The 23,792-nt window shown below is 69.2% G+C and carries 24 protein-coding genes; 15 read left to right on the plus strand and 9 right to left on the minus strand.

Features of this window, described 5'->3' with window-relative positions; translation table 11 throughout:
• Positions 1-49 precede the first annotated feature (49 nt).
• Positions 50-688, minus strand: coding sequence for an HAD family hydrolase (locus ACIHEI_RS08800; RefSeq protein ID WP_396606133.1), 639 nt, complete (start codon positions 686-688; stop codon positions 50-52).
• 123 nt (positions 689-811) lie between these two features.
• Between ACIHEI_RS08800 and ACIHEI_RS08805 the strand changes: the two genes are divergently transcribed.
• The 4 genes from ACIHEI_RS08805 to ACIHEI_RS08820 all read left to right on the plus strand — a co-directional run bounded on the left by ACIHEI_RS08805 (position 812) and on the right by ACIHEI_RS08820 (position 3,719).
• Complete coding sequence (locus ACIHEI_RS08805) at positions 812-1,351, plus strand: hypothetical protein (protein ID WP_396606134.1); 540 nt, start codon at positions 812-814, stop codon at positions 1,349-1,351.
• Positions 1,352-1,737: 386 nt separating this feature from the next.
• Positions 1,738-2,064, plus strand: a complete 327-nt coding sequence (locus tag ACIHEI_RS08810; RefSeq protein WP_387640482.1) for a ribbon-helix-helix protein, CopG family — start codon at positions 1,738-1,740, stop codon at positions 2,062-2,064.
• Positions 2,061-2,546, plus strand: a complete 486-nt coding sequence (locus ACIHEI_RS08815) for a hypothetical protein (protein WP_396606135.1) — start codon at positions 2,061-2,063, stop codon at positions 2,544-2,546. Before ACIHEI_RS08810 ends, ACIHEI_RS08815 begins: the two co-directional genes overlap by 4 nt.
• Before the next feature lie 357 nt (positions 2,547-2,903).
• Positions 2,904-3,719 carry a hypothetical protein gene (locus ACIHEI_RS08820; RefSeq protein WP_396606136.1) on the plus strand — a complete coding sequence of 272 codons (816 nt, stop codon included), beginning with the start codon at positions 2,904-2,906 and terminating at the stop codon, positions 3,717-3,719.
• A gap of 511 nt (positions 3,720-4,230) precedes the next feature.
• On the opposite strand, the gene ACIHEI_RS08825 is transcribed toward ACIHEI_RS08820, so the two are convergent.
• Both ACIHEI_RS08825 and ACIHEI_RS08830 read right to left on the minus strand, forming a co-directional pair.
• Positions 4,231-5,031 (minus strand): hypothetical protein, encoded by an 801-nt coding sequence (locus ACIHEI_RS08825; protein WP_396606137.1) that lies wholly within the window; start codon positions 5,029-5,031, stop codon positions 4,231-4,233.
• 255 nt (positions 5,032-5,286) lie between these two features.
• Positions 5,287-5,733 carry a peptidase inhibitor family I36 protein gene (locus ACIHEI_RS08830; protein ID WP_396606138.1) on the minus strand — a complete coding sequence of 149 codons (447 nt, stop codon included), beginning with the start codon at positions 5,731-5,733 and terminating at the stop codon, positions 5,287-5,289.
• Between the two features lie 746 nt (positions 5,734-6,479).
• Here ACIHEI_RS08830 and ACIHEI_RS08835 point away from each other — a divergent pair.
• Both ACIHEI_RS08835 and ACIHEI_RS08840 read left to right on the plus strand, forming a co-directional pair.
• On the plus strand, positions 6,480-6,911 hold the full coding sequence (locus ACIHEI_RS08835) for a hypothetical protein (protein ID WP_396606139.1): 432 nt from the start codon (positions 6,480-6,482) through the stop codon (positions 6,909-6,911).
• A gap of 343 nt (positions 6,912-7,254) precedes the next feature.
• A complete protein-coding gene (locus ACIHEI_RS08840; protein ID WP_396606140.1) occupies positions 7,255-7,731 on the plus strand; it encodes a hypothetical protein in 477 nt (158 codons plus the stop codon).
• A 388-nt stretch (positions 7,732-8,119) separates the two neighbouring features.
• Here ACIHEI_RS08840 and ACIHEI_RS08845 read toward each other — a convergent pair whose 3' ends face one another.
• The 3 genes from ACIHEI_RS08845 to ACIHEI_RS08855 form a co-directional block, all read right to left on the minus strand.
• The gene (locus ACIHEI_RS08845; RefSeq protein ID WP_396606141.1) at positions 8,120-8,950 is read right to left on the minus strand and encodes a hypothetical protein; all 831 of its coding nucleotides are present in this window, start codon (positions 8,948-8,950) and stop codon (positions 8,120-8,122) included.
• Positions 8,951-9,149: 199 nt separating this feature from the next.
• Positions 9,150-9,587, minus strand: coding sequence for a hypothetical protein (locus tag ACIHEI_RS08850; RefSeq protein ID WP_396606142.1), 438 nt, complete (start codon positions 9,585-9,587; stop codon positions 9,150-9,152).
• Between the two features lie 1,224 nt (positions 9,588-10,811).
• Complete coding sequence (locus ACIHEI_RS08855; RefSeq protein WP_396606198.1) at positions 10,812-11,483, minus strand: hypothetical protein; 672 nt, start codon at positions 11,481-11,483, stop codon at positions 10,812-10,814.
• Positions 11,484-11,706: 223 nt separating this feature from the next.
• On the opposite strand from ACIHEI_RS08855, the gene ACIHEI_RS08860 reads away from it, so the two are divergent.
• The 3 genes from ACIHEI_RS08860 (at position 11,707) to ACIHEI_RS08870 (ending at position 17,126) form a co-directional block, all read left to right on the plus strand.
• Positions 11,707-14,298 carry an SdrD B-like domain-containing protein gene (locus tag ACIHEI_RS08860; protein ID WP_396606143.1) on the plus strand — a complete coding sequence of 864 codons (2,592 nt, stop codon included), beginning with the start codon at positions 11,707-11,709 and terminating at the stop codon, positions 14,296-14,298.
• Between the two features lie 98 nt (positions 14,299-14,396).
• Positions 14,397-15,305 (plus strand): phosphorothioated DNA-binding restriction endonuclease, encoded by a 909-nt coding sequence (locus tag ACIHEI_RS08865; protein ID WP_392955158.1) that lies wholly within the window; start codon positions 14,397-14,399, stop codon positions 15,303-15,305.
• 177 nt (positions 15,306-15,482) lie between these two features.
• Positions 15,483-17,126, plus strand: coding sequence for an LCP family protein (locus ACIHEI_RS08870; protein WP_396606144.1), 1,644 nt, complete (start codon positions 15,483-15,485; stop codon positions 17,124-17,126).
• Positions 17,127-17,133: 7 nt separating this feature from the next.
• Here the strand turns inward: ACIHEI_RS08870 and ACIHEI_RS08875 are convergent, their stop codons facing one another.
• The gene (locus tag ACIHEI_RS08875) at positions 17,134-18,528 is read right to left on the minus strand and encodes a serine/threonine-protein kinase (RefSeq protein ID WP_396606145.1); all 1,395 of its coding nucleotides are present in this window, start codon (positions 18,526-18,528) and stop codon (positions 17,134-17,136) included.
• A gap of 213 nt (positions 18,529-18,741) precedes the next feature.
• On the opposite strand from ACIHEI_RS08875, the gene ACIHEI_RS08880 reads away from it, so the two are divergent.
• Genes ACIHEI_RS08880 through ACIHEI_RS08895 form a run of 4 tightly spaced genes read left to right on the plus strand, consistent with a single transcriptional unit; the run spans position 18,742 to position 21,072 of the window.
• Complete coding sequence (locus tag ACIHEI_RS08880; protein ID WP_396606146.1) at positions 18,742-19,332, plus strand: RNA polymerase sigma factor; 591 nt, start codon at positions 18,742-18,744, stop codon at positions 19,330-19,332.
• 13 nt (positions 19,333-19,345) lie between these two features.
• Positions 19,346-20,347: a CU044_5270 family protein gene (locus ACIHEI_RS08885; protein ID WP_396606147.1), complete on the plus strand. Its 1,002-nt coding sequence runs from the start codon at positions 19,346-19,348 to the stop codon at positions 20,345-20,347.
• Positions 20,348-20,398: 51 nt separating this feature from the next.
• Positions 20,399-20,671, plus strand: coding sequence for a type II toxin-antitoxin system Phd/YefM family antitoxin (locus tag ACIHEI_RS08890; protein WP_387640504.1), 273 nt, complete (start codon positions 20,399-20,401; stop codon positions 20,669-20,671).
• Positions 20,668-21,072, plus strand: a complete 405-nt coding sequence (locus ACIHEI_RS08895) for a type II toxin-antitoxin system VapC family toxin (RefSeq protein WP_387640506.1) — start codon at positions 20,668-20,670, stop codon at positions 21,070-21,072. Before ACIHEI_RS08890 ends, ACIHEI_RS08895 begins: the two co-directional genes overlap by 4 nt.
• 83 nt (positions 21,073-21,155) lie before the next feature.
• Here the strand turns inward: ACIHEI_RS08895 and ACIHEI_RS08900 are convergent, their stop codons facing one another.
• On the minus strand, positions 21,156-21,548 hold the full coding sequence (locus ACIHEI_RS08900) for a DNA-binding protein (protein ID WP_387640509.1): 393 nt from the start codon (positions 21,546-21,548) through the stop codon (positions 21,156-21,158).
• Positions 21,548-21,802 (minus strand): hypothetical protein, encoded by a 255-nt coding sequence (locus ACIHEI_RS08905; protein ID WP_387866957.1) that lies wholly within the window; start codon positions 21,800-21,802, stop codon positions 21,548-21,550. Before ACIHEI_RS08905 ends, ACIHEI_RS08900 begins: the two co-directional genes overlap by 1 nt.
• Before the next feature lie 225 nt (positions 21,803-22,027).
• On the opposite strand from ACIHEI_RS08905, the gene ACIHEI_RS08910 reads away from it, so the two are divergent.
• Positions 22,028-22,954 (plus strand): ABC transporter ATP-binding protein, encoded by a 927-nt coding sequence (locus tag ACIHEI_RS08910; protein WP_387640734.1) that lies wholly within the window; start codon positions 22,028-22,030, stop codon positions 22,952-22,954.
• A complete protein-coding gene (locus ACIHEI_RS08915; protein WP_387640515.1) occupies positions 22,954-23,748 on the plus strand; it encodes an ABC transporter permease in 795 nt (264 codons plus the stop codon). Before ACIHEI_RS08910 ends, ACIHEI_RS08915 begins: the two co-directional genes overlap by 1 nt.
• Positions 23,749-23,792: the final 44 nt, after the last annotated feature.

Here is a 23,792-nt window from a genome sequence, read left to right on the forward strand (position 1 = left end):
CTGTCACGATCTCGGGTGCGAACCTCCCCAACGCCACTGTTGGGGCGGTTCAGTGGCGTTGACGGATGATCAGGTCGGCGAGCTCGGTCAGCGAATCCACGGTCCAGTCGGCATCCGGCGCTGGCGTGGTCAGGCCGATCGGGCCGCGTCGCAGGTGTGCGGCCCGCAGGCTGGCAGCGCGGGCGGCGGTGACATCGTTCGCAGGGTGGTCGCCGACGTAGACGATCTCGTGTCGCGGGGCCGGGGCCCACCCGGCGACCCGGTCGAAGAACGCGCTGCTCGGCTTCGCGACGCCCCACTCGCCGCTGGTGGCGATCGCATCGGCCGGAAGGCCGAGCCCTCGCAGCAGGTCGGTCACCTGGGCGTTCTGGTTGCCAGCGATTCCCACCCAAACCCCGGCGTCGCGCAACTGCTGGAGCGCCGGCCGGACGTCGGGATAGAGGTCGTTCTCCTCGAGGTGGTCGCCCTGCCCGGCGATCTGGCGGGCCCGCCACTCGGCGCCAACGTCGCAGCCCGGCCTCAGGATTCGGATCGCCTCGGCGTTGTCGAGGCCCCGCGCGAGGACGTGGCCGACGAGCGCGGACATGGTGTGCGTTGGAACGTCCAGCCAGCGGGCCCAGTCAGCCCAGTACCGGGTGTCGCTGGTCAGGGTCTCGCCGATGTCGAACACCACTGCCTCGATCGTCATGCGGGCAGCGTAGTGGGGCCCCTGCGGAATGGGCAGGGCAGTGTCACGAGATGAGCACATCAAGTACACGCTTCCTCCCCGGCCGGTACCGTCCCTCCGTACGCCACCACCCCAGGGGAGACCATGCGCCGCACCGTCCTCGCCGCCGCCACCGCCGCCACCGCCGGCATCGCCCTCATCGTGACCGGCTGCAGCAGCAGCACCGACTCCAGCAACACCGCGGCGCCAGCCGCATCCACTCCTGTTGCGTCGGCACCGGCACCGGCAAAGCAGCAGCTCGACGCGGCGGCCGCCCTGGCGGCGCTCACCGCCCACGCGCCCACCATCAAGCAGGTGAAGGCATACACCGCCGACACCGACCCGAACCACCTGCTCGGAAGGCCCGGCCAGTACACGTCGAAGGTCGCGTTCAACGACTCGCGCATCAAGGCCGAGGACGTCGAGGGCCAGGACGAGGACGCGGTGATCCACGGCGGCAGCATCGAAGTGTTCGCGTCGGCGGCCGACGCGACCGCTCGCGCCGCCTACCTGGAGAAGGTCACGAAGTCCATGCCCGCCCTCGTCGAGTACGACTTCGTGGTGCGGGAGACGGCAGTGCTGCGGGTTTCGCAACGGCTGTCGCCGGATCAGGCGAAGGCGCTTGCCGACGCCCTGAAGGGCTGACGCCGGACACGACGAACCGCCCCGCCGGCCGGAGCCGAGCGGGGCGGTGGTGGTCAAGCGGGTGCTAACCGGCTGTCCGGATCTGAAGGCGGGGCGACGGCATCCTCGATCCGGTTGACGGCATCCCGGAGACTGCCACCAGAGTTGGGGTGGAGCTCGTGCCGGATCTCGTCCTGGCCAGCCTCCAGCGCGGGCGGCTGGCCAGCGGGCTGATCAAGGACTACCGGCGCGCCCACGGTCTGGCCGGCGACTGACATCGCCGGGGTGGGTGCCGGCGACGAGCGGGCCCCTCGTCCCGGAGCCTGGACCGGAGGGGGTGGGCCCCGGTGGCGATCGTTGAGCGGAAAGCGCTTGGCGCGTCGTAATACGCGTAATAAACTAACGACATGGCCAAGACCAGGATCAGCATCAGTCTCGACAGCGATCATGCCGAGCGCATTCGGGAGCATGCCGAGCGCGCGGGTCTGGATGTTTCGGCTTATCTCGTCAACGCCGCTACCCGGCAAATGGCCGAGGCGGAAGCCGCTGAGGCGCAGTTCGCGCGGATCGACGCGGTGATTGCCGCAGCGGAGGCAGAGGCCGCCGAACTGCCTCCGCTGCCTGACGTCGCTGATGAAGACCTTACGGAGGAGGAGCGCCGGGAGGTCGCGGAGGCCATGGAACTTATCTATGGTGCGGATGCTCCTGTGGCCCGTCCGGGCAACGCCGCGTGACCACGCGGGTGCCGGTCTATGACACCGGCATGCTGATCGCGCTCGCTGATCGAAAGCCCAAGGCGGTACGGCTGCACGCCGGCCTCAAGGAGACGCCGCATCGCGCGGTCGTGCTCGGGCCGGTACTGGCCCAGGTATGGCGGCCCAGTCCTGCCACTGTGCACGCCATGGCCGCGGCCCTCAAGGACTGTACGGTGCCGCAGGCGCGGAGCTCGGCCCTGGCGATGCGTCCCACTACTGCTGGACAGACGGTCTGCATCATGTGTGCGACCGGGCCGGATCTGGCGGAGTGGCAGCGCATCGGTAGCGCGCTTGCTGTGGCCGAGCTGCCTCCGAAGAAGCGTCCGGACGCCGTGGATGCCTTGGTCGCGCTGACTGCGGCCCGACATGGCAGCGCTGTTGTTTTCACCAGTGACCCGACCGACCTCACGGCTTACCTGAAGGCGTTGGACGCCCAGGACGTCCATGTGGTCCAGGTCTGATCCCGAGCTCGGACCGGAACAGTGGAGGGAACGCGTCAGACCCTTCGCCCGGCCGCGGCATCGGTGGCTTCAGGAGTCTGGGCCCGCTGCGAGTGCGTGAGCTATGCGTGAGCGGACCGCGCGTCAGAGCTACTTCACCGGCGGATCAAGCGGCACGCCACAACCTGCCAGCCTGCAGAAGTAGCACGTAATGAGCGATGACAGCTGTGCGGGGCACGATCGGGCTTGATCTTTTAATCCGTAGGTTCAGGGTTCGATCCCCTGGCGGCCCTCCGGATTCGAGGCCAGGTCGAATACTCTCCCACCTGGCCTCGAGCGTTTCCGAGGTGGCTCAGGGGCGGGGAGGGGAGGGGACGGATGAACGCCGCCGAGGAGTTGATCTCGCTGGCCCGTCGGGGCCGGTTCGAGGCGGTGTTGCCCGAACTGCTGGAGATGGCGCGGCGAGTGGACGGTCCGCGGGACGAGGGGTGGGAGTCCGCTGCCGCCGCGGTTCAGATTCTCTGCTGGCGCGACCGGTTCGCCGAGGCAGCGGAGTTGGCCGAGCAGCTGATCGTCCGGGACGGGCCGCTCGGAGGGGAGTTGTACGATCAGGACATGCCGTTCCGCGAGGCCTTGCTGGCGGCCCAGCTGTACGCCGGGCGGCCGGCCGGGCCGCGGCTGGCGGCGCTGGTGGAGAGGCTCCCGGCCGGTCGGAATCTGACCGAGGATCTGGCGTGGGTGGCCGAGGAGTTGCCCGGGCGCCCGGTCGAGGAGCTGCTGCCCTGCCACTGCGAGTGGGGCGGTCCGGCCAGGCCGCTGGACGGGGCGACGGAGCGCATGCTGGCGAAGGGATTTGCCGAACTGGCGGTGGCGGAGCGGCAATTGCTCTGGCAGGACCTGTTCAGTGCGAATGCCTTCGACCGCGCCCACGCACTGGTCGAGAGCACCGGTGAGACGCCGGACCGCTTCGCCGCGTGCCTCTGGATGGCCGGCTGGTACGCGGTGCGCGGCGAGACCGCCCGGGGCGAGCGGCTGCTCCTTGCCGCCCATGGACGGTGGTGGCCCTACATGAAGTGGGACGCGATTCCCGAGGCCCCGGTGCTGCAGCCGACCCTGCGTCTGGTGCTCACCGAGCGGGTGCGGGAGTACTACCTGACCAGGCCGATCGGCCCGGAGGCGGAGCAGAACGCCTGAGGCGGCTACGGGGCGGAGACCGTGGTGGGGCGGTTCTCGCGCGGCCGCTCGGCACGCTCGTTCAACCCGCCTCGGCGCTCCAGTAGTCACACCATCAGGTTCTGGACCATGCCCTCTCTTCACGAGCCCGCCGACGCGATGACTCTGCTCGCGGGATAGGGGCGCGAGCACGCAACGTGCAGGGGATCCAGGAAGGCGACCCGCGATCGAGCGACGAACGACAATCGGCCGTGGTCAAGGCAATGAGCTGCGATACCACCCTAACGACTCGCCATGCCAGGCCCAGTGGCCTGCGCGAATGACGACGAAACTCCTCAGTGGAACGGTAGCCCGCTCGCGTAAATCCGGGTGGTCATGAGTACGTCGGTGGCCTGCTGACCTGTCCCGACGACGTTCGCCGTCCGGGTGGGCTCCTGGAGTGCTTGCGGCAGCCCACCCGGACGTCGGGGCAGTAGGTCGCGTATTCGCCGAACATCGGGAGAATGCGCGATCCGGAGTGTGCGGCACGTCGTCAGCCTGTTGTGCCGGGCTTGTTCGCGGTCCGTAGGACATCAGCCGTCCGCCCGAGTTCCTGTTGCATGCGGGACTGGTCCTGGGCGAGCTGTTCGGCGTGCTTCTGGATCTGCTGCTGTTGGAATGCGCTCTCAACGCTGTACCAGACGCCGATGAGGTTGGTCTGCTGCTTGCATGTGACATCGGCTGTGGCCACGGACAATTCCAGCTGACTCGCCATCTGCGACCCCTTCCATTGGGAATCGCTGAAGGCATCCATCGGGGTTTGATAGGCGTAGCCATGCGTCTTCATGCAGGCCGACCAGGCAGAGTTCACCGCGGTGACTCGATCGTCCGATTTCGCTCGCATGAAGCTCGTGTCGCCTATCTGCTGAGCGAGTTCGGAGCCCGCATAGGATCCGGCACCGCCGCCGATCTCTCGTACTGCCGCGCCGCGGCACCCGCCCGGCGGAATATCGAGACCGCCGGACAATGTGGGCGCACTGTTGGCGGCAGTGTTCGTGTTGCCGGTCAGAACGAACTGCTCGGCAGCAGGAAGATCTTCCGGCGGGGGAACCTTGGCCAGATCCCGATCCTCGTCGGGCCTGCTGTGGTAGCCGTACTGCTGGGCCTCCGACAGATCCGACGGGCCGTACCGCCTGGGAATCTGGCTTCCAGTTCGCTGATGGGTGAGTTCCGCCGGTATGTCGAGGCTGAATTGAAACCGCTTCATGCAGTCCTGTGTCAGGAGGCCGATCGCATAGTCCAGCTGGGCCAACTGCGCGGGGGTGAGCAGATATTGCTCGACAGGCAGGTACACCTGCGAGAGGTCTGCGGGAAGAGCCGTCGCGGATGCCGACGGCACTGGGTCCGGCGGACCGGGAACACTGCGTACGGCGCTGCTCGGACCGGAGCACGAAACAAGAGCACTGCAGCACGCTGCTGCCAGCAAGACCTTACGAACAGTGGTGGAGGTCAAGTTCTTCTCCGGCAGGGGCGCACGACATCGGAATCCCCGGCCCGCCTCTCGTTTCGAGCGGACCGGGGTGGATCTGGCATCGCCAACTGCGAGCGGTCAGTGGTTGTAGATCGAGTAGGAGGCCTCGTTGTTCGCGGTGGCGACCAGGTTGCCGTAGCCGCCGGCGCCAACGCTGTCGTACGGGCCCCAGCCGTCAACTGCCCGGTAGACATAGACGTAGACGGTCTGGTAGCCACCGTTCGCGACCGAAGCGGCATTGTTGCGGATGGACAGACCGTAGCCGTCCCCTCCATTGCCGAGAGGGCCCTGGCGGTTGAAGGTCTGACCCGAAAGGTCCTTCCACTCCGCATCGTTGGCGGCCCACATGGCGCCGCCAATGTTCGAGTGGTAATAGAGGCAGATCTGTGCGCCGCAGAACCCCTGACTTCCGCCCGGAATCGATGCGGCATTCGCCGGCACCACGGTAGCAATACCTGTGGCGGAAATACCTGCGGCTATCGCCAGGGCCGACAACTTCTTACGCAGAGCCACGTTCTTCCCCATTCGAGCGGCGTGTACGGGTTCAAGGGTGCCTGGTGCCTGGTGCCTAACGCGGTGAAGGCTAGGTGACGCACTAACGGGCCGTCAATAAGGTTGCCGCGCCACCGAGATCGGAGTGATGAAGGCCTGGGTGGAATCTGACTCCCAGCTCCTGGCTGCGAGCAAGAACCAGGCTGCGCCGGGGGGGCTTTTATGTCACGCGCGATGGCGGCGCCGGACAGTCACTGCCGGTGGCTACAAGTCCCCGGGTGCCGTCCTGCCGCTTGGCTGCCCAGCCCCCCGTGGGTGCGTGCCGAGCTCGCCCGGGGCATCGCCTGCGCTGCGCTCGCAGCATATTGCGCATGCCCGCGGGCGGGACAGTGATTGGAGGAATTGGCGGATTTCCGGAACCCCGTGAAGATCGCACCATTGGCGCCGGGCCGGGGCATACGTGCCGATATCAGCCGAAGGGTGCCACGGCGAGTGGTGGCGCAGTGTAGCGGATCGGGGACAGACTGCCCGAACGAGACAATTGGCATCAATTGATTGCCGATCCGCCTAAAGAATCAAACGCCCCGTCATATCGTCCTGGTAAAGCACTCCTTGACGGTCAAGCAGTTCTTGACGCCGGGCTGTTCGGGCTCGATACTCTGTGTGGCCTTCGCGATCACGGTCCGGTGACGTCAAGGGAAGGCATACGGCCAACGCGCCAGCCGCAGGGCCACCCAACGATGAAGGCTCTTTCCACCTCGATCACAAAGGGATTCTTCGTGAAGATTCGCCGCAAGATTGCCGCTGGTGTCCTCTCCATGGCGGCGCTCGGCCTCGGTCTCATCTCCGCATCGCCCGCATCTGCGTCCGCCGGTTACTGCAACCCCACCGTCGACGCATGTCTCTACTACAGCCCTGGTTACTCCGGAGCCTTCTTCGGCGACGGCTACGGCAGCGGCATGGGCTACGAGGACTACACGTACGATTCGAATCACACTTTTGGCGGCGGTGGCGCCGGGAATGGTCAGTACGTCCGGAACAACGCAGCTTCGGTCTACAACTACGCCGACGACATCCTGACGATCTACTACAGCCCCGGCGGCTACGGCGTCAGCCAGCGCTTCAAGCCCAGGACTGGTGGCGATCTGATCTCGGCACTTCGAAACAACAATGCCTCGCAGTGCATCGAATGGACGGGCACCTGCCGCTGACCGTCATTTAGTCATCTTGCGGCCTGCGGCACCGTGCGACAAATAGTACGGTGCCGCGACCCATTGTGGAATATGGCCTCAGGCCATGCCGTAAGTGAGACCGACTCAACCGCTCGGTATATCAGTGATAGCCGCGCAGTGATGCCGAGGGTGGTCACGGGTCGGGTGGCGTCTCGGGAGTGTTTGCGCCGGCCGGTGGCGATGTTGTCGCAGTCGGTGAGGCGGAGGTCGCCGATGACGAGATTGCGTGGTACTGCCATGGCCCGGGATGCGATTTCGGTCCGGACCCTGTGAGGTGTCCTCGGCGCAAGTGGTGTCGAGGACGTGGTGAATCCTGTTCTCGATGCCTCAGTGTTCGCGGACGCAGTGTGCGGTCTGGGCGGCGCCGGCCTGCGGTGGTCAGGTCGGTGACGGCGTAGACGCGTTCCAGGGTGACCCTGCCGATGGTGACGAGGAGGCGGCGGCGCACGGTCTGCACGGCCTGGACCGCGTGGGGGAGGCCGAGTGGGGCAAGCATCGGCCGGAAGACGGTGATCTCGTTGGCCTTGGAGGCGACTTCGCGCTGAGCGGCGGTCAGGCCGGTTCAGGTTTCGCGGAGGTGGACCTGGGTTCCGTCGGTTCGGCAGGCGCCGCGGACGGTCTTGCCGTCGATGGCGAGCGGGTGGCGGGGTCTTCCGCCGGGGCTGATGCCGGGACGGTGGGGATTGCGGGCAGCGGCGAGACAGGAGCCGACCGCCGCGTCGCCGGCGATGCGCAGGAGGACCCGCCGCACGGTGGCCTCGGCCGGAGAGTTCACGACTCGGGCCGCCGTGCGCGGTGAGCGCGGCGGCCAGGGCATCAGCGGCCCACTCCGCTATCGCGGGCAGGGACTTCGCGCCGGCCAGCACCGCGCACACGGCGCGCGTGAGGACGTAGGCGAGGGGGTGGCTGCGGCGTTGGCGCGGCGCGGATTGGGCACCGCAGCGAGGTGTTCGAGAAGACGCGGATGCTCCCCCTGGCAGCGGCGTTCAGCACCGCCCGGCAGGGGCCAACCTACTTCCGCCGGCCGCCACCGCGACTACGCCGGGGAGAGGAGCGCCGCACTACCCTTGAGCTCGTGGAACCCGGCACCCCCGCAGCGTCATGCGACGGCCAGCCCCGACAGGTCATGGGACCTATCGGGCAGCCGGCCGCTCACGACCTTGCCGTCAGCCCTCGAAAGAATCGCACTACTTCACGAGGGGGACCTTGGCCGCATTGGCGACAGCGACGTCGATTGCGTTCCTCACTTGCTGAAGAGGCCGAGAATTTGACTGAACATCTGCGGTTTGGTATTCCGCTTCAACCGTGAACCAGACGTCGACCACGTTGGTCTGCTGCTTGCACTCGACATCGGCTTTGGCGGTAGCAATCTCGACCTCGCTCGCCGATGCCGTACGCCACCGATTGTCGCTCACCGCGTCAACCGGAGTCCCGTAGGTGTAACCCTTTTTCTCCATGCATTGAGACCAGCGATGGAAAACGTCCCGGACTCGACTGTCGGACAGGGACTTCTCGTAATTACGCCCGTTGATCTCGTCCGCAAGCGGCTGGTCCTGAACCAGTCCACCGCCTGCCATGAGCTTATCGTCCGCCTCGCCGAAGCACCCGCCCTCGGGGACGGTCATGCCATTGACCGCAGTGGTCGATGGCATCGGGGTGGCCGATGAAGTTTTCGGAGCCATTTTTCCGTTCCCCAGAACCAACTGCATTTCTGGCGAGAGTCCCTGAGGTGACGGTACCTCCCCGCCTGAACCCGGGGACATCTCTCTGTGGTAGCCCCGAACGGCCGCGCTCTGAGCGTCCGTGAGGTCGTACCGGCGAGTCATCAAATCCGGCTTTTCTGAGATCTGCGGCGGTGAATAGTCAAACCCGAATCGCTTCATGCAGGACCCGACCAGTGCCGTACGAGCAGCCTGGATTCGCCGGTCTTCATCGGGACTGATGAGATACTTGGCAATCGGAAGGATGTGGCCATCGGGGCCGGCCGCTGTGGGCGTCGCGCTGATCGACGACGGCATGGTAGGAGCCGCCGTGGGCTTGGGCGCTGAGCATCCTGCGGCCGAGCCGACCAGTATCACTGCTGCGGCTATCACTGATATACCGAGCGGTTGAGTCGGTCTTACATGCAGCATGGTCTGAGGCCTTATTTCGCAATAGGTTGCGGCACCGTACTATTTGTCGTACGGTGCCGCAGGCTACAAGGTGACTAAAAGGCGGTTAGCGGCAGATGCCGTAGGTGTCGAAGCACTGTGAGGCATTGTTGTTTCGAAGCGCCGAAATCAGATCGCCGCCGCTCTTGGGGTAGAAGCGCTGGCTGACGCCGTAGCCGCCGGGGCTGTAGTAAATCCACACGCTGTCGCTGCTGTTGTAGTTGTAGACCGAAGCTGCGTTGTTCCGGACGTACTGACCACTTCCGGAGCCACCGCCGCCAAAAGTGTAGGTCGAGTTGTACGGGTAGTCCTCGTAACCCTTGCTGGTGCCGCTGGTGTCGCCGAAGTAGGCTCCGGAGAAACCAGGGCTGTAGAAGAGGCATGCACCCGCGTTGGAGCAATCGCCGGGGGATGCGTACGCAGATGCGGGCGATGCGGAGATGAGACCGAGGCCGAGCGCAGCTATGGAGATGGCGCCGGCGGCAATCTTGCTGCGGATCTTCACGGAGAATCCCTTTGCGGTCGAGATGGAAAGAGTCTTCGTCGTCGGTGGCCCCGTGGCTGGCGCGCTGGCAGCATTCCTTCCCTTGAAGGCACCGGGCCGTGATCGCGAAGGTCACACAGAGTATCGAGGCCCGAACGGCCCGGCGTCAAGGTTTGACGAAGCATCAAATTGTGCTTTGCCAAGGCGATATGACGGAGCATTGGATTTTTTGCCTGGATTGGCAATCAAATGATGCTAATTGTCTCATTCGGGTAGTCTGTCCTCGACTTACTATTGTTGCACCGCTATTCGCCGGGGTGTCCGCAGCGAATGCGAATGAACTGACCGTTTTCGGCAGGCGAGCCGGTTGGCGCTACCGGATCACCGCCACAGTCCGCCATACCGCCAGCGACTTTCCGAGGTTCTTGTCGCCGCGGCGGGGCGGGCTGTCCTGATCACCACTCGCGGCATGACTGTTGCCGAGCGAGCCGGCCGCGTACTGGGCCTGCGAGATGGAAATCGGACCGATTTGCCGTGGGACTCCTGATGGCCCTATGAGGTGTCTCCCGCGTAGCCAGTTGTCTGACGACCGGTCCATTTCGCTTTCCTGGCAAGACCTGTCGATGAAACTCTGACCGGAGTCGTGCAGCGGTCAGGGCGGTCGCTGCTCACCATTTCCGGCACCGTGCTGGGGCGGGCGCGTTTGTCGCTGTACTCGGCCTGAGGTCCACGGCGCCAGCCGATCGGCGGCTCGTTCTCCACTCTGCAGGTGACGACCGTGACCGTCCGGGAATCCCGGCAGTTACCCGACAGCGGGACCGGGCCCCGGACGCCTCGCTCTCGGTGAACCTCTACGCCGCGTCCCCCGGCGCTCTGTCCGCCACAGGGGTGACCCTGCAAGGCGGGGTCCTTTGCGACAAAGTCCACGAAACCCGAGCCGAGAATGTCTGCGTCCTGGGGCGCCCCGCCGCAGCGCAGCTGGGTATCACCCGCATCGAGCAGGCCGTCCTGGCGATGCGCCCCACCACCGCGGGCCAGACAGTCTGCACCAGTGTGCGACCAGGTCGGATCCGGTGAAGTGGCAGCGGATCGGCAGCGCACTGCGACCCGACACGGCAGTGCTGTGGTGTTCACCAGTGATCCGGCTGGTATCACGGCCTGCTTGACGGTGCTTGACGGTGCTTGACGGTGCTGGACGCCCAGGGCGTCCACGTGGTCCAGATCTGATTTCTGTTCCGTGTGCGGCTACGGGGTGGGGGTGAGTCCGGGGACGGGCGCGTAGGGCTGGGTGTCGAAGTCGACGATCACCGGTTGGGGGTCGGAGGCGAGGGCGGCCTGGACGCGGTACATGGTGCCGTCGGGGTCGATCCAGTACCGGACGGTGTCCGAAGTGGTGTTGGTGCCACGGGCGTTGGGGCCGGTGATGACGTCGGTGGGGTGGCCGTTCAGGGTGGTTCGGGAGAGCCAGGTGGCGCCGTTCTGGGGGAGGAGCTGGGGGTTGTCGGGGCGGTCGGCGGCCAGGTTCAGGGCGATGGCGAGTGAGGTGTCGAGGGAGCTGCCGGAGGTCTGGAGCGGGCGGGTGGACCAGCCGAAGGTGGGGGGTGTGGCGGGGGCGGTGGCCGGGGCGTCGGGCATGGGGAGGACGCGGACGGTGGTGGGCGTCCACTGGATCAGGCCGGTGGTGGAGCTGTCGCGGCCCGTTCCGTGCAGCACTCCGTAGCCGGTCCTGGTGCGGAAGTCGACGGATCCGGTGACGGTCAGCCGGCCGGCGGTGCCGGGCACGGTGATGGTCAGCGCGCGGCCGCCGGCCTCGTAGTTGCGGAACCGGGTGAGCGCCAGCCGGTTCGCCTCGTCCGTGGTCGGCGGGCGCGGGCCGGTGGGGTCGTCGCCGGTGCCGAGCAGGGCGAAGGTGCTGATCGCGGCGACCGCGACGGCGAGCAGGGCGACCAGCACCCAGCGCGTACGGCCCCGAACGATCCTGATGTTCCCCACGATGCTCCCCACGCGGCGGGAGGCCGACAGACCTCCGTCAGGCTATCCGAAATCAATGGTTCCGATTGTGTGAGTTTTCGTCAACTTGTGGGAAACTGGCGCAAGTTACCGGGTCAAGGCCCGGTGTGGGGCGAGGCGGAGGAGCGCGATGCCAACTACCAAACTGGCGCGGGTGGGGCTGTGCGGCCTGTTACTGGTGGGCGGAACCACCGGTGCGGTCGTGGCGGGCGCCGGGCAGGCCGGTGCGACGGCCACCGACGGGACGCTGACGGTGCAGGTGCTGCGCGACTTCTTCGGTACCGGCGTGATCAACACGGCCATGGACGTGCCGCAGCGCGGCATGAAGATCAGCGTCACCGACCCGGCCGGCCGGCGGGTGACCGGCACCACGGACGTCACCGGGAAGGTCGTGGTGGCCCCGTCGGCCGCGTTGAGCGGTGGGCGGTACCGGGTGGATGTGAGCGTCCCGGCGCCGTTCGACGGCTACCTGCGGCCGGCGCCCGCCTCGACCGCGCCGAACCACTTCGACAGCTTCACCTCGTTCGTGGACGTCTCGGCCGGCAAGGACGCCTCGGTGATCACCGGGGTCTGGGACGCGGCGGACTACACGGAGCCGGACGCCCGCTACTTCGTGCCGGTCCAGACCGACAGGGTGATGGGGAGCGACACCCGGGCGCTGGTGTCGTTCGGCAAGGACGTTCGCGGTACCTGCCCGACCGGACCGGCCTGTCCGACCGTGCTCGACACCCAGCAGCAGGTGGGGACGACCTCGGGGCTGGCGTACGACAAGTACCGCGGCCGACTGTTCCAGGCGGCGTTCGCCCGGCGGTTCACCGCGTACGGGCCGGAGGGCGGCGACGCGATCTACGCCGTGCCGGCCGACGGCGGGAGCGCGCCGACGCTGTTCGCGAAGGTGCCGGGCTCCACCGAGACCGCGCACGGCACCAACATGATCAAGGACGCCGAGTTCGTCGACGCGCCGGGCAAGGAGAGCATCGGCGGCCTGGCCCTGTCCGAGGACGGCTCGACGCTGTACGCGGTGAACATGCTCACCCGCAGCCTGGTCAGCTTCGACGCGACCGGGTCGGAGGCCACCGGGCCCGAGAACACGGTGGCGATCCCCGACCCCGGCTGCGCGGCGTCCGGCGACTGGCGCCCGGCCGGCCTCGCCGTCCACGACAACACCCTGTACGTCGGCGGCGTGTGTTCCGCCGAGAGCACCCAGAAGCGCGCCGACCTGAAGGCCGTCGTCTACGGCTACGACGGCCAGCGGTTCACCAAGGTGCTGAGCCAGGCGCTGGACTTCGAGCGCAGCTACGTCGGCACTGGCGTGGCCGAGTACGACCAGGACCACTACTGGAACCCGTGGCACGCCGGGCTGGACAACTGGGACAGCTACCTGCTGAGCGGCTGGATGGTCTACCCGGAGCCGGAGTTGGCCAGCATGGCCTTCGCCCGCGACGGCTCGATGATCCTCGGCTTCCGCGACCGGTTCATGGACGTCGCCTCCGTCGGGCTCGACCCGCGGCCCGGCAACAACAAGACCGAATCCGGGTACGCCGGCGGCGACATCAACATGGCCTGCGCCGTCCCCACCGGCGGGTACGCGTGGGAGGGCACCGGAAACTGCCCCAACCACGCCGCCACCAACACGCCCCCGCTGCCCCGGCCCAGCGGCGTCGTCTCGTACTTCGCGGGTGACTTCGCCGTCTTCTACCACCAGGAGACCTCGCTCGGCGGCGTCGCCTACATCCCGCAGCAGCAGTGGGTGATCAGCACCCAGATGGACCCGACCGTCAACTACTTCACCAGCGGCACGGGTTACTACGACATCGACACCGGCGCCGGCCCCGGCAACAAGCCGGACGCAAACGGCTACGAGTTCGTCCAGAAGAACGGCTTCGGCAAGGCCGGCGGCCTCGGCGACATCGCGTACACCGCGGCGAACGCACCGGTCCAGATCGGCAACCGGGTCTGGTTCGACGGCGACCACAACGGCATCCAGGACGCCGGGGAGGCATCGCTGCCGGGCGTGACCGTCAACCTGCTCGACGCCGAGGGCAAGGTGGTCGCGACGACCAAGACCGACGCCAACGGCGAGTACTACTTCGGCGGGGTGGGCGCCGCCTACCAGCTGACGCCGGGCGCGGACTACACCGTGGAGTTCGACGTTTCGACGGCGGACACCAGCGGGGTGCCGGGCAAACCGGCCGCCGCCGACCTCCGGTACACCCTCCCGACGGCCGGCGACGACCGGGCCCACGACTCCAACGTGATCCCACCGACCGAGGGCCGGCCCGGCCTCGGCCACGCGCAGGTCACCGCACCGTCCGAGCCCGGCGGCGTCGACCACACCATCGACGCCGGTGTGTACGTCCCGGAGGCCACGCCGTCGAGCTCCGCGTCGCCGAGTCCCAACCCGTCGAGCTCCGCGTCGCCGAGTCCCAGCCCGTCGGACTCCGCCTCGCCGAGTCCCGAGCCGTCGGGATCCGGGTCGCAGAGCCCGAGTTCGAGCCCCAGCCCGAGCGCGAGCCCAAGCGAGAGCCCGAGCCCGACGGCGTCCGTGCCGCCGGCCGGAACGACGCCCGCAGGCCCCGCCGCGACCAGCACTCCGAAGGGATCGCTCGCCTTCACCGGCAGCTCCGGCACGGGCCGGATCGTGCTCCTCGGCGCCTTGCTGGTGGGTGCGGGCGCGGCGCTCGTCCTGCTGAGCCGGAAGCGTCACGCCAGGCGCCACTGACGCCTCGAACCACCTGACGGGCCGGTGCCGCACGCACCGGCCCGTCGGCATTCCGGCCCGGTGACGGGCCTTCAGCGCTCCGAACTACCCTGGCGGGCATGGATTGGCTCGAGCGGGTGGCGAAGCTGAGACGGTGGACGAGCAACGGCGCGCGGGCTCCGCACAAGCCGTTGCTGCTGCTGTACGCGCTCGGGAGCCACCAGCGGGACGCCGACCGCGAACTCCGGTACAGCGAGGTCGAGGAGGAGCTGAAGAGGCTGCTCGCCGAGTACGGACCGTCGAATCCGACGACCCCCGCCTACCCGTTCCACCACCTGGTCAACGACGGGGTGTGGGAGGTGCGGACCGACGGGGGAACGGGGAGTCCGGGCAGCGGCATCGGGGTGCTCCGCTCCAGCGGGGCCGCCGGCCGGCTCGCGCCGGAGCTGCGGGCCGCGCTGCGCCGGGAGCCGTCGCTGCTCGGGCGGCTGGTGCGGGTGCTGCTGGACACCCACTTCGCGCCGTCGCTGCACCTGGAGCTGTGCGAAGCCGTCGGGCTCGATCTGGAGCTCGCGGAGAGCGGGGCGGTGGCCGGCGCCGAGGCCGCGGCTCGGCGGCAGCGGGACCGGCGGATGCGTGAACTGATACTCACCGCCTACGAGTTCCAGTGCGCGTTCTGCGGCTACGACGGGATGCTCGGCGGCACCTCGGTCGGCCTGGAGGCCGCGCACGTGCGCTGGTGGTCGCACGACGGGCCGGACGAGGTCGACAACGGCCTGTGCCTGTGCTCGCTGCACCACAAGCTCCTGGACAAGGGCGTCCTCGGCCTCGGGGACGACCACCGGATCCTGGTCTCCCGGCGCTTCGTCGGCCGCAGCGAGGCCAGCCGGCAGCACGTCCTCGCCCTGGCGGGCCGTCCGGTCATCGGCCCGCAGGCAGGTACCGCGTCCGTTGCGGCGCAGCATCGCGCGTGGCACACCCGGCAGGTTTTCCGCGGTGAGGCCCGGGAGCCGGTGGGTGTCGGCTGACCGACGGGCGTTCAACGGCCGTGCGGGAGTGGGACGTTCGTCACCTCGTTCGGAAGATTGCACCCCCGCGTGCAACATCTGCGCCCCCTTGTGCATCTATTAGGGGGAGAAAAGCTCGGAGGGGCCGGGCGGCGGGGGTGCGATGTGGTAAGCGGACAGTCCGGAACCGTCGAGCCGGTGTCGGAGGGGGAAGAGGGACAGGTTCCCCGGCAACGGTCGGGGAACGGGGGACGGGCCGGGGGCCGGCGGGCGTCCAAGCAGGGGCGCGGGCGGCGCGGGCTGAAGATCGTCGCCTGGAGCGTCGCCGGGCTGGTGGTGCTGACCGTCGGCACGGGCGGCTACCTGTACATGCGCTACAACGGCAACATCAAGTCCGCGCCGCTGTACGCCGGTGAGAGCGGGGACGCCGGGCACGAGGTGCCGGACGAGTTCGGGCGGACCCCGATCAACGTGCTGGTGATCGGCTCCGACGGGCGCGACACCCAGGAGGACTGCGACATCGGCGGCAGCGAGTGCGGCGCCGGCGCCAACGCCGACGTCCAACTGCTGCTGCACGTCTCGGCGGACCGTTCCAACGCCACCGTGATGAGCATCCCGCGCGACCTGGTGACCGACCTGCCGGGCTGCATAGACAGCAAGAACAACACCAAGTCCAAGGCCCACCGCGAGCGGATCAACTCGACGCTGGCGTACGGCCCCGGCTGCACGGTGGCCGCCGTGCACCAGCTCACCGACATACCCATCGACCACTTCGTCAAGGTCGACTTCGTCGGTGTGATCAAGATGTCGGACGCGGTGGGCGGTGTCCCGGTGTGCGTCAGCGACAACGTCTACGACCCGTACTCGCACCTCAAACTGACCCAGGGCAAGCACACCCTGAAGGGCATGGCGGCGCTCCAGTTCGTCCGCACCCGGCACGGGTTCGGGGACGGCGGCGACCTCGGGCGGGCGGCCGCCCAGCACGCCTTCCTCGGATCGATGATCCGTGAGCTGAAGAACGCCGGGACGCTCACCGACCCGGGCAAGGTGCTGTCGCTGGCCGATGCCGCGACCAAGGCGCTCACCGTCGACCCGGAACTCGACGGGATCACCAAGCTGGTCGGCCTGGCCAACGACCTGAACAAGGTGCCGCCGAACCGGGTCACCTTCACCACCATGCAGACCGATCCGGACCCCAAGGACGACGCCCGGCTGGTGGTCAACCCCGACGCGAAGAAGCTGTTCGCGTCGATCAAGAACGACCAGCCGCTGAGCGCCGACCCGAACGGCGCCAGCAGCGCGCCGCCCTCCTCGGCGCCGCCCGCCGAGGCCACCACCGCCCCGCCCGCGAACAGCACGTCCCGCAAGAACATCGCCGTGACGGTGCGGAACGGCAGCGGTGCCCAGCGCCGGGCCACCGAGCTGGCCCAGGCGCTGCAAGCGGCCGGGTTCTCCAAGGACACCGCCGCGGGCACGAACCTGACCGCCGAGCAGAGCACCGTCCGCTACCCGGCCGGGAAGGAGGCCGAGGCCAAGCAGGTGGCCGCCGCGCTCGGCATGCCCGAGAGCGCCGTCCAGGCCGGCAGCGGCAGTTCGATCGAGCTGGTGATCGGCACCGACTGGAAGTCGGGCACCAGCTACCCCGGCGGCGGGCAGGGCGGCTCGACCGCCCCCGTGGACCCGTCCGCCGCGCTCAAGGGCGCCGAGGCCAGCACCGCCGACAACGAGGACAGCTGCGTCAAAGTCAGCCACCTGAACACCGCCTACCTTCCCGGCCTCGGCGGCATGACCCCGATCAAGGCGTTCGACAAGAGCCCGAACATCCCGCTCTCCGCGCCCTGACGCCGCGTCAGCGCCGCCTCCGGTGGAGCAACTGGCCCGCCAGCAGCACCACCGGGGCGGCGAACGCCGCCACGTGCAGCAGCCACCAGCCCGGGCCGTAGCCGACGTGCAGGTGGGACGCGACCTCCGGCGGCAGGGCGTGCACGAGGCGTTCGAGGTGCGTGTCCGCATCCCACAGGCCGGCGACACCCAGGCGAACGGGCAGCACCAGCGTCAGCAGGAACCCGGCGGTCCGGACTGCGGCCGGAACCCGGGGTGGGTACCAGGCGGTGGCCAGAAGGGCGATCGCCGTCGGCAGCAGCCACAGCCAGGACAGCCCCACGGCGCTGCTGTCGGAGTTCAGGCTGAGCGCCTCGAACAGGGGGGTGTGCGCCAGCTTCATCAAGGCGGCGCCGGACGGCGGCAGTTGACTGTCCGGGTGGAACGAGAACGCGTTCAGCAGCAGCGCCGCACCGAGTGCGGCGAGCACCAGCAGCGGCGGCAGCACCGACGCCACCGAACGGCGGGCGGCCCGGGGCGCAGCGGGCGGCAGCGCGTTCGGGACGGTGGCGGCGGCGGTCGGCGCGGCGGCGGCCGCCGGCGGGTGCGCGCCCAAGTGCGGGGCGAGCATCGCCGCCGCGCGGGCGCCGGTGAGGCGGGCGGCCGGGTCCTTCGCCAGCAGCCCGTCGATCAGCGGCGCCAGCGGACCGGCCAGCACGCAGGGTGCGGGCGGCTCGAACAGGACGGCGGTGAGGGTGCCCACCGGGGTGTCGCGGCGGAACGGCAGCCGCCCCTCGACGGCCTGGTAGAGCGTCGCGCCCAGCGAGAACAGGTCGCCGGCCGGGTCGGCGGGCCCGCCCTGGGCGCGCTCCGGCGCGATGTAGTCCACCGACCCGACGAACATGCCGGAGGCGGTCAGCGCGGTCTGCTCCTGCTGGACGGCGATCCCGAAGTCGGCGAGCAGCACCCGGCCGTCGTCCGCCAGCAGGATGTTGGCCGGTTTGACGTCCCGGTGGACGATCCCGGCGCGGTGCGCGGCGTCCAGCGCGGCCAGCACGGCGGACGCCACCCGGGCCGCCTCCGGGACGGGCAGCGGGCCGCCCTCCGCGATCCGCTTGTGCAGCGACCGTCCGACGATCAGCTGCATCACCGTCCACGGCGCGCCGCAGTCCAGCACCACGTCGTGCACCCCGATCACGTGCGGATGGTCGCGCAGCCGGGCCGCGTGGCGGGCCTCGCGCTGCGCCCGCTCCAGCAGTTCGGCGTGCTCGGCGGCCGTCCCGGTCGGGGGCAGCCGCACCTCCTTGACGGCGACGTCCACCCGCAGCGTCTCGTCGTGCGCCAGCCACACGCTGCCGAACCCGCCCGCGCCGAGCGCCCGCACCAGCCGGTACCGGCCGCCGACCAGCCGACCCTCCGTCATCCCGCCCCCGTTCCTCGCCGCTGCCCGGCAGTCTCGCAGAACTCCCGCTCCGGCCAAGGGTGTTCGGTGTCCGAAAAGTTTTCACCGAAACCGCCGAACCGGACCCCGGCGAGATGGCAATAGAGGGTGGAAGCGCCGGAGGAGCCGGTGCGAAGGAGAACCCATGCGCAGCACCGACCAGGTAATGGTGACCGGCCGGCGGGGGGCGGGCCGGTGACGGCGGTACTCGGCACGGACACGCCCCTGCGGGAAGGAGTGGACGACGACGCGGCGGTCATCGGGGCGTCGCTCGCCGAACCCGACCGGTTCGGCGAGATATACGACCGGCACGCCGTCGCGGTGCACCACTACCTGGCCCGGCGGATCGGGGCCTCGGTGGCCGACGACCTCACCTCCGAGACCTTCCTGTCGGCGTTCCGGATCCGCGGCCGCTACGACCGGGACCGGTCCGACGCCAGGCCCTGGCTGTACGGAATCGCCACCAACCTGCTGCACCGCCACCAGCGCACCGAACGCTCCGGCTACCGCGCGCTGGCCCGCAGCGGCGTCGACGCGCTCGACACCGGCGACCACGCCGACACGGTGGCCGCCAGAGTGACGGCCGGCGCCCAGGCCCAGGAGATCGCCGGCGTACTGGCCCGGCTGACGGCGAAGGAACGCGACGTCCTGCTGCTGTTCGCCTGGGCCGAACTGAGCTACCAGGAGATCGCCGAGGCCCTGCGGATCCCGGACGGCACCGTCCGCTCCCGGCTCAACCGCGCCCGCCGACGGCTGCACACCGCACTCGACCGACCCACCCACTGACAGAGGAGTTCTTGTGGACGAGATCACCGGGCTCGCCGAATTCCGAGCCGACACCGCACCGATGACCACCCACGCCCGCCTCCGCGGCCGTCGGCAGCTGGAGGACGCCATCGCCGGAACGCCCGCGGCACGACGGGGCCGACGGCTGACCACGCGCCGAGTGCTGGTCGCCGTGGCCCTGACGACGGCGCTCACCGCGGGCTTGGTCAGCACCCAGATCGCCGGACCGGGTGCGACCGAATCCAGCGCCCATGCGGTCTCGGTGCTGAACCTCGCGGCCGACGCGCTCGCCGCCGACAAGACCCCGGCACCGCGGCCGGACCAGTTCGTGTACCTGGATTCCATCCACACCACCAGCGACCCGAACGCCATCACCACCGTCCAGCGCTGGCTCTCCGTCGACGGATCGAAGCCCGGCCTGGTCCGGTCGTCCGGCGGGGTCATCGAAGCCGACCGCGTGAAACCCCCGTCCGGCGGGCTCACCGACGGCTCCGTCGGGGCACCCCCGTCCGGCGGGCTCTCCCACGACTTCGTCGTGGAACCCCAGCAGGCAAGCCCCAGCCTCTACGCGGACCCTCCCTACGACAAGCTGGCCAAACTGCCGACCGACCCCGACGCGTTGCTGGAGATCCTCTACGCGGACCCGTTCGTGCGCACAGTGACGGACGCCAAGAACATGACCCGCGAGGTCGCGGTCTGGACGATCCTGCGCTCTCTCATGGGGGGCCCCTGCCCCGCCCCGCAAAAGGCCGCGCTGTTCCGGGCCGCCGCGAAGATCCCGAACATCTCCTACCACGAGGAGGCCACCGACGCCCTCGGCCGGACCGGCGAGGCGGTGTCCCTGCTCGACCCCAAGGTGGGCATCGTCCAGCTCATCCTGGACCGGAAAACCCACGCTTTCCTCGGCGAACGCGTCCTCGGCCGCCCCGGAGAGGGCTACGACGGCACGGTCGAGTTCAACAGCGCGGTGCGGAAGATCGCGTTGGTCGACGCGGTGGGGCAGCTGCCGTCCTGACCGGGCGCGGCGCCTGTGGCGCGCCGTATTGCAGTGCAATACGCTGGTGGAATGAAGACCATCACGCAGCGAGAACTCGCCGCCCGGTCCAAGGCCGTGCTGGACGATGTGGAAGCCGGCGAGACCTACCACATCACCCGGAACGGCACGGAGATCGCCGAGGTACGTCCGCTGGGGACGCGTCGCCGTTTCGTGCCGGTCGACGAGCTTCAGCGCAAGTGGCGTGGTGCCTCGGTGATCGACGCGGAACGGATGCGTGCGGAAGCGGACGAGTTCTTCGGCGACGAGGACCGGATCGGTGACGAGCCGCAGGGGCGGGAATGAGCGGCCGCCGACTGCGGGGGATGCTGGACACCTGCGTGGTGATCGACCTCCCCTCGATCGACCCTGGTTCGCTGCCGCTGGAGGCCGCCGTCTCCACCGTGGTGCTCGCGGAGCTCGCCCAAGGGGTGGCCGTAGCGGGCGATCCGGTCGAGATGATGGCCCGCGCGCAGCGGTTGGCGGATGCCGAGGCGGAGTTCGCGGCACTGCCGTTCGACCGGGAGGCGGCCCGCCGGTTCGGCACGCTGGTCGCGCTCACTGTCAAGGCGAACCGCAACCCGCGGCCGCGCCGGATGGACCTGATGATCGCGGCCACCGCCGCCGCCCACGGGCTGCCGCTCTACACCCGCAACGCGGACGACTTCCGGGGGCTGGAGACCGGAGTGGAGATCATCCCGGTCTGACGCCCCTGACCGGACGCGGTGTCACGGGCTCTCCGTGGCACCGCGTTCGGCGTGCCGGGCCGGCTGCCGTTTCGGGCGCAGGTTCAGAGCCCGACGACCAGGACGCGGGGGCCGCAGAGCAGGGTGAGGTCCTCCGGGTCCGAGGTGAGGACGGTGACCGGGCCGGGTGCCGAGCGCGCGATCACAGCGAATGCGGCGTCGATCGCGTACTTGTGGCCGTGCAGCCGGTGTTCGCGAAGCAGCGCCGCCGCCTGGCTGCCGATCTCGCGGGTGACGTCGTGGACGTCGATGCGGGAGAGGGCCCAGCGGATCCGGGCCGGATGGGCGCGGGCGTGGTCCGCCTCGATCACGGTCATCGCGGTGGTGCCGACCCGCACACCCTCCGCGGCGGCGGCTTGGAGGAAGGCGGCGACCTGTCGGTCGTTCAGGTAGAGGCGGGACAGGCCCTCGCTGTCCAGGAGGAGGGTGCCGGGCATCAGGCGGCGGCGTCGCCGGTCGCAGCGGGCCGGTCGTGGCGCAGCAGCGCGCGGGCGGCGTCGATCTCCTCGGGGGTGAGTGGTTCGTTGTCCGCCTCGAAGCCGGCGACGATCTCGCGGAGCTTGTCCATCGCCACGCGGTGCTCCAGTGCCTCGGCGACGTAGGCCGAGAAGCCGCCCGGGCCTACCTGGCTGCGGATGCTCTCCGCAAGGTCCTCGGGCAGGCTGACCGAATACTTCTTGCTACCGCTCATGCTCCCGATCTTACCGGTGGTGGCAAGAGGCTGTGTGGAGTGCTGCGGGTCCCGGGATAGGGGTCCGATAGCCGGGTCGGTTCGGGGCGATAGGGGTGGCCGGGAGAGTAGTGCTCACAAGAGGCGAACCTCCGCCGAATCGTGAGGACTCGGATGATGATCGATTACCAGAACCGTACGGCGTCGAGGGGGACGGCGTCCCCCCTGGCGGCTGAACTGTCCAGTGTGGTCAAGCGGTTCACCAACGCCAAGGGCGAGGTGTTCACCGCCGTCAACGGGCTGGATCTGCGGATTCGGCGGGGCGAGGTGGTGGCGTTCCTCGGGCCGAACGGCGCGGGCAAGACCACTTCGATCGACATGCTGCTGGGGCTGACCCGGCCGGACGAGGGCGAGGTGCGGCTGTTCGGGGTGAGTCCCGAGCAGGCGGTGCGGGCGGGGCGGGTGGCGGCGGTGCTGCAGTCCGGCGGTCTGCTGCCGGACCTGACGGTCGAGGCGACCGTGCACATGCTGGCGTCGCTGCACCCGGGGGCCGACCCGGAGCGGTGCATGGCGCGGGCGAACATCACCGAGCTGCGGGCCCGCCGGGTGGCGGCCTGTTCGGGGGGTGAGCAGCAGCGGCTGCGTTTCGCGCTGGCGCTGCTGTCCAAGCCGGACTTCCTGGTGCTGGACGAGCCGACGGCCGGCATGGACGTGGTGGCGCGGCGGGACTTCTGGGCGGCTGTCCGGGAGGACGCGGCGCGCGGCATGACGGTCATGTTCGCCACCCACTACATGGAGGAGGCGGACCAGTTCGCCGACCGGGTGGTCATGATCAACAAGGGTGCGGTGGTGGCCGACGGCTCGGCCTCCTCGATCCGCGCCGCGACCAGCGGCCGCACCGTCTCGGCGGTGCTCAGCCCGTACGAGGCCGGCGTGGTGTCCCGGACGCCGGGCGTGCGTTCCAGTGCCGTCCGCGGCGAGCGCACCTACTTCACCTGCACCGACTCGGACGCGCTGCTGCGGGTTCTGGTCGGTGAGACGCAGGCGCGGGACATCGAGGTGGCGCCGCGCAGCCTGGAGGAGGCCTTCATGGCCATCACCGAGAACGCCGGCCGCGCCGACAGTGCCGCGAACGCGGACCGCGCCGCCAACGCCCAGAAGGAGAACGTCTGATGGCCGCCGTCACGGCGCCCGCCGCCGCCCGCACCTCGGTGTTCAACGGGGTCAACCCGACCTTCGTCCGCTACGAGCTGCGCCGCCGGTTCAACCGGCAGACCACGATCTTCACGGTGCTGCTGCCCGCGGTGCTGTACCTGGCCCTGTTCCGCACCGGCCCGTCCGGTGGCGCCACCCTGCCGCACGGCAACTTCGCCGCCTGGATGATGATCGGTCAGGCGGTGTACGGCGCGGCCACCGCCGCGGTCAGTTCGGCCGCCACCATCTCGGTGGAGAAGTCGGTCGGCTGGATGCGGACGATCGCGATGAGTCCGCTCACCCCGCCCGGCTATCTGCTGGTCAAGGTGCTCTGCTCGGTGCTGATGGCCGGTGTGCCGGTCGCCATCGTGGGAGTGCTGGGGGCGCTGACGGGGGCCGAGGCCGACGCCAACGTGTGGGTGGTCTCGCTGCTGGTGGCCTGGGTCGGGGCCGCGGTGTTCGCCGCGCTCGGCATCGGCATGGGTCTGGCGCTGAAGCCCGACGTGGTGATGCACATGCCGGGCCTGACCATGACCGCCCTGGCCTTCCTGGGCAACCTGTTCATCCCGCTCAGCGGCGTGATGCTGGAGATCTCCCGCTACACCCCGATGTACGGGGTGGCGACGCTGGCCCGGTACCCGCTGAACGACGGCTTCTCGTTCCACGGGGAGCACTCCAGCGTGGCCGGCGCGGTGTTCAACCTGCTGGCCTGGTTCGCCGGCTTCTCGTTCCTGGCGATCCGCCGCTTCCGCAAGTCCACCGGCCGCCCGTAAGCACGCGGCACCCTGCCGGGCGCTCATGCGCCGGGCGCAGGCCC

The organism is Kitasatospora sp. NPDC051984, assembly GCF_044593455.1.
GTDB lineage: Bacteria > Actinomycetota > Actinomycetes > Streptomycetales > Streptomycetaceae > Kitasatospora.

Excerpts from the sequence above, each read along its gene's own strand:
- ACIHEI_RS08800 (WP_396606133.1), bottom strand. The coding sequence starts at position 688 with ATGACGATCGAGGCAGTGGTGTTCGACATCGGCGAGACCCTGACCAGC.
- ACIHEI_RS08805 (WP_396606134.1), top strand. The coding sequence starts at position 812 with ATGCGCCGCACCGTCCTCGCCGCCGCCACCGCCGCCACCGCCGGCATC.
- ACIHEI_RS08810 (WP_387640482.1), top strand. The coding sequence starts at position 1,738 with ATGGCCAAGACCAGGATCAGCATCAGTCTCGACAGCGATCATGCCGAG.
- ACIHEI_RS08820 (WP_396606136.1), top strand. The coding sequence starts at position 2,904 with ATGAACGCCGCCGAGGAGTTGATCTCGCTGGCCCGTCGGGGCCGGTTC.
- ACIHEI_RS08830 (WP_396606138.1), bottom strand. The coding sequence starts at position 5,733 with ATGGGGAAGAACGTGGCTCTGCGTAAGAAGTTGTCGGCCCTGGCGATA.
- ACIHEI_RS08840 (WP_396606140.1), top strand. The coding sequence starts at position 7,255 with ATGCCTCAGTGTTCGCGGACGCAGTGTGCGGTCTGGGCGGCGCCGGCC.
- ACIHEI_RS08845 (WP_396606141.1), bottom strand. The coding sequence starts at position 8,950 with ATGCCGTCGTCGATCAGCGCGACGCCCACAGCGGCCGGCCCCGATGGC.
- ACIHEI_RS08860 (WP_396606143.1), top strand. The coding sequence starts at position 11,707 with ATGCCAACTACCAAACTGGCGCGGGTGGGGCTGTGCGGCCTGTTACTG.
- ACIHEI_RS08865 (WP_392955158.1), top strand. The coding sequence starts at position 14,397 with ATGGATTGGCTCGAGCGGGTGGCGAAGCTGAGACGGTGGACGAGCAAC.
- ACIHEI_RS08875 (WP_396606145.1), bottom strand. The coding sequence starts at position 18,528 with ATGACGGAGGGTCGGCTGGTCGGCGGCCGGTACCGGCTGGTGCGGGCG.
- ACIHEI_RS08890 (WP_387640504.1), top strand. The coding sequence starts at position 20,399 with ATGAAGACCATCACGCAGCGAGAACTCGCCGCCCGGTCCAAGGCCGTG.
- ACIHEI_RS08895 (WP_387640506.1), top strand. The coding sequence starts at position 20,668 with ATGAGCGGCCGCCGACTGCGGGGGATGCTGGACACCTGCGTGGTGATC.
- ACIHEI_RS08900 (WP_387640509.1), bottom strand. The coding sequence starts at position 21,548 with ATGCCCGGCACCCTCCTCCTGGACAGCGAGGGCCTGTCCCGCCTCTAC.
- ACIHEI_RS08905 (WP_387866957.1), bottom strand. The coding sequence starts at position 21,802 with ATGAGCGGTAGCAAGAAGTATTCGGTCAGCCTGCCCGAGGACCTTGCG.
- ACIHEI_RS08915 (WP_387640515.1), top strand. The coding sequence starts at position 22,954 with ATGGCCGCCGTCACGGCGCCCGCCGCCGCCCGCACCTCGGTGTTCAAC.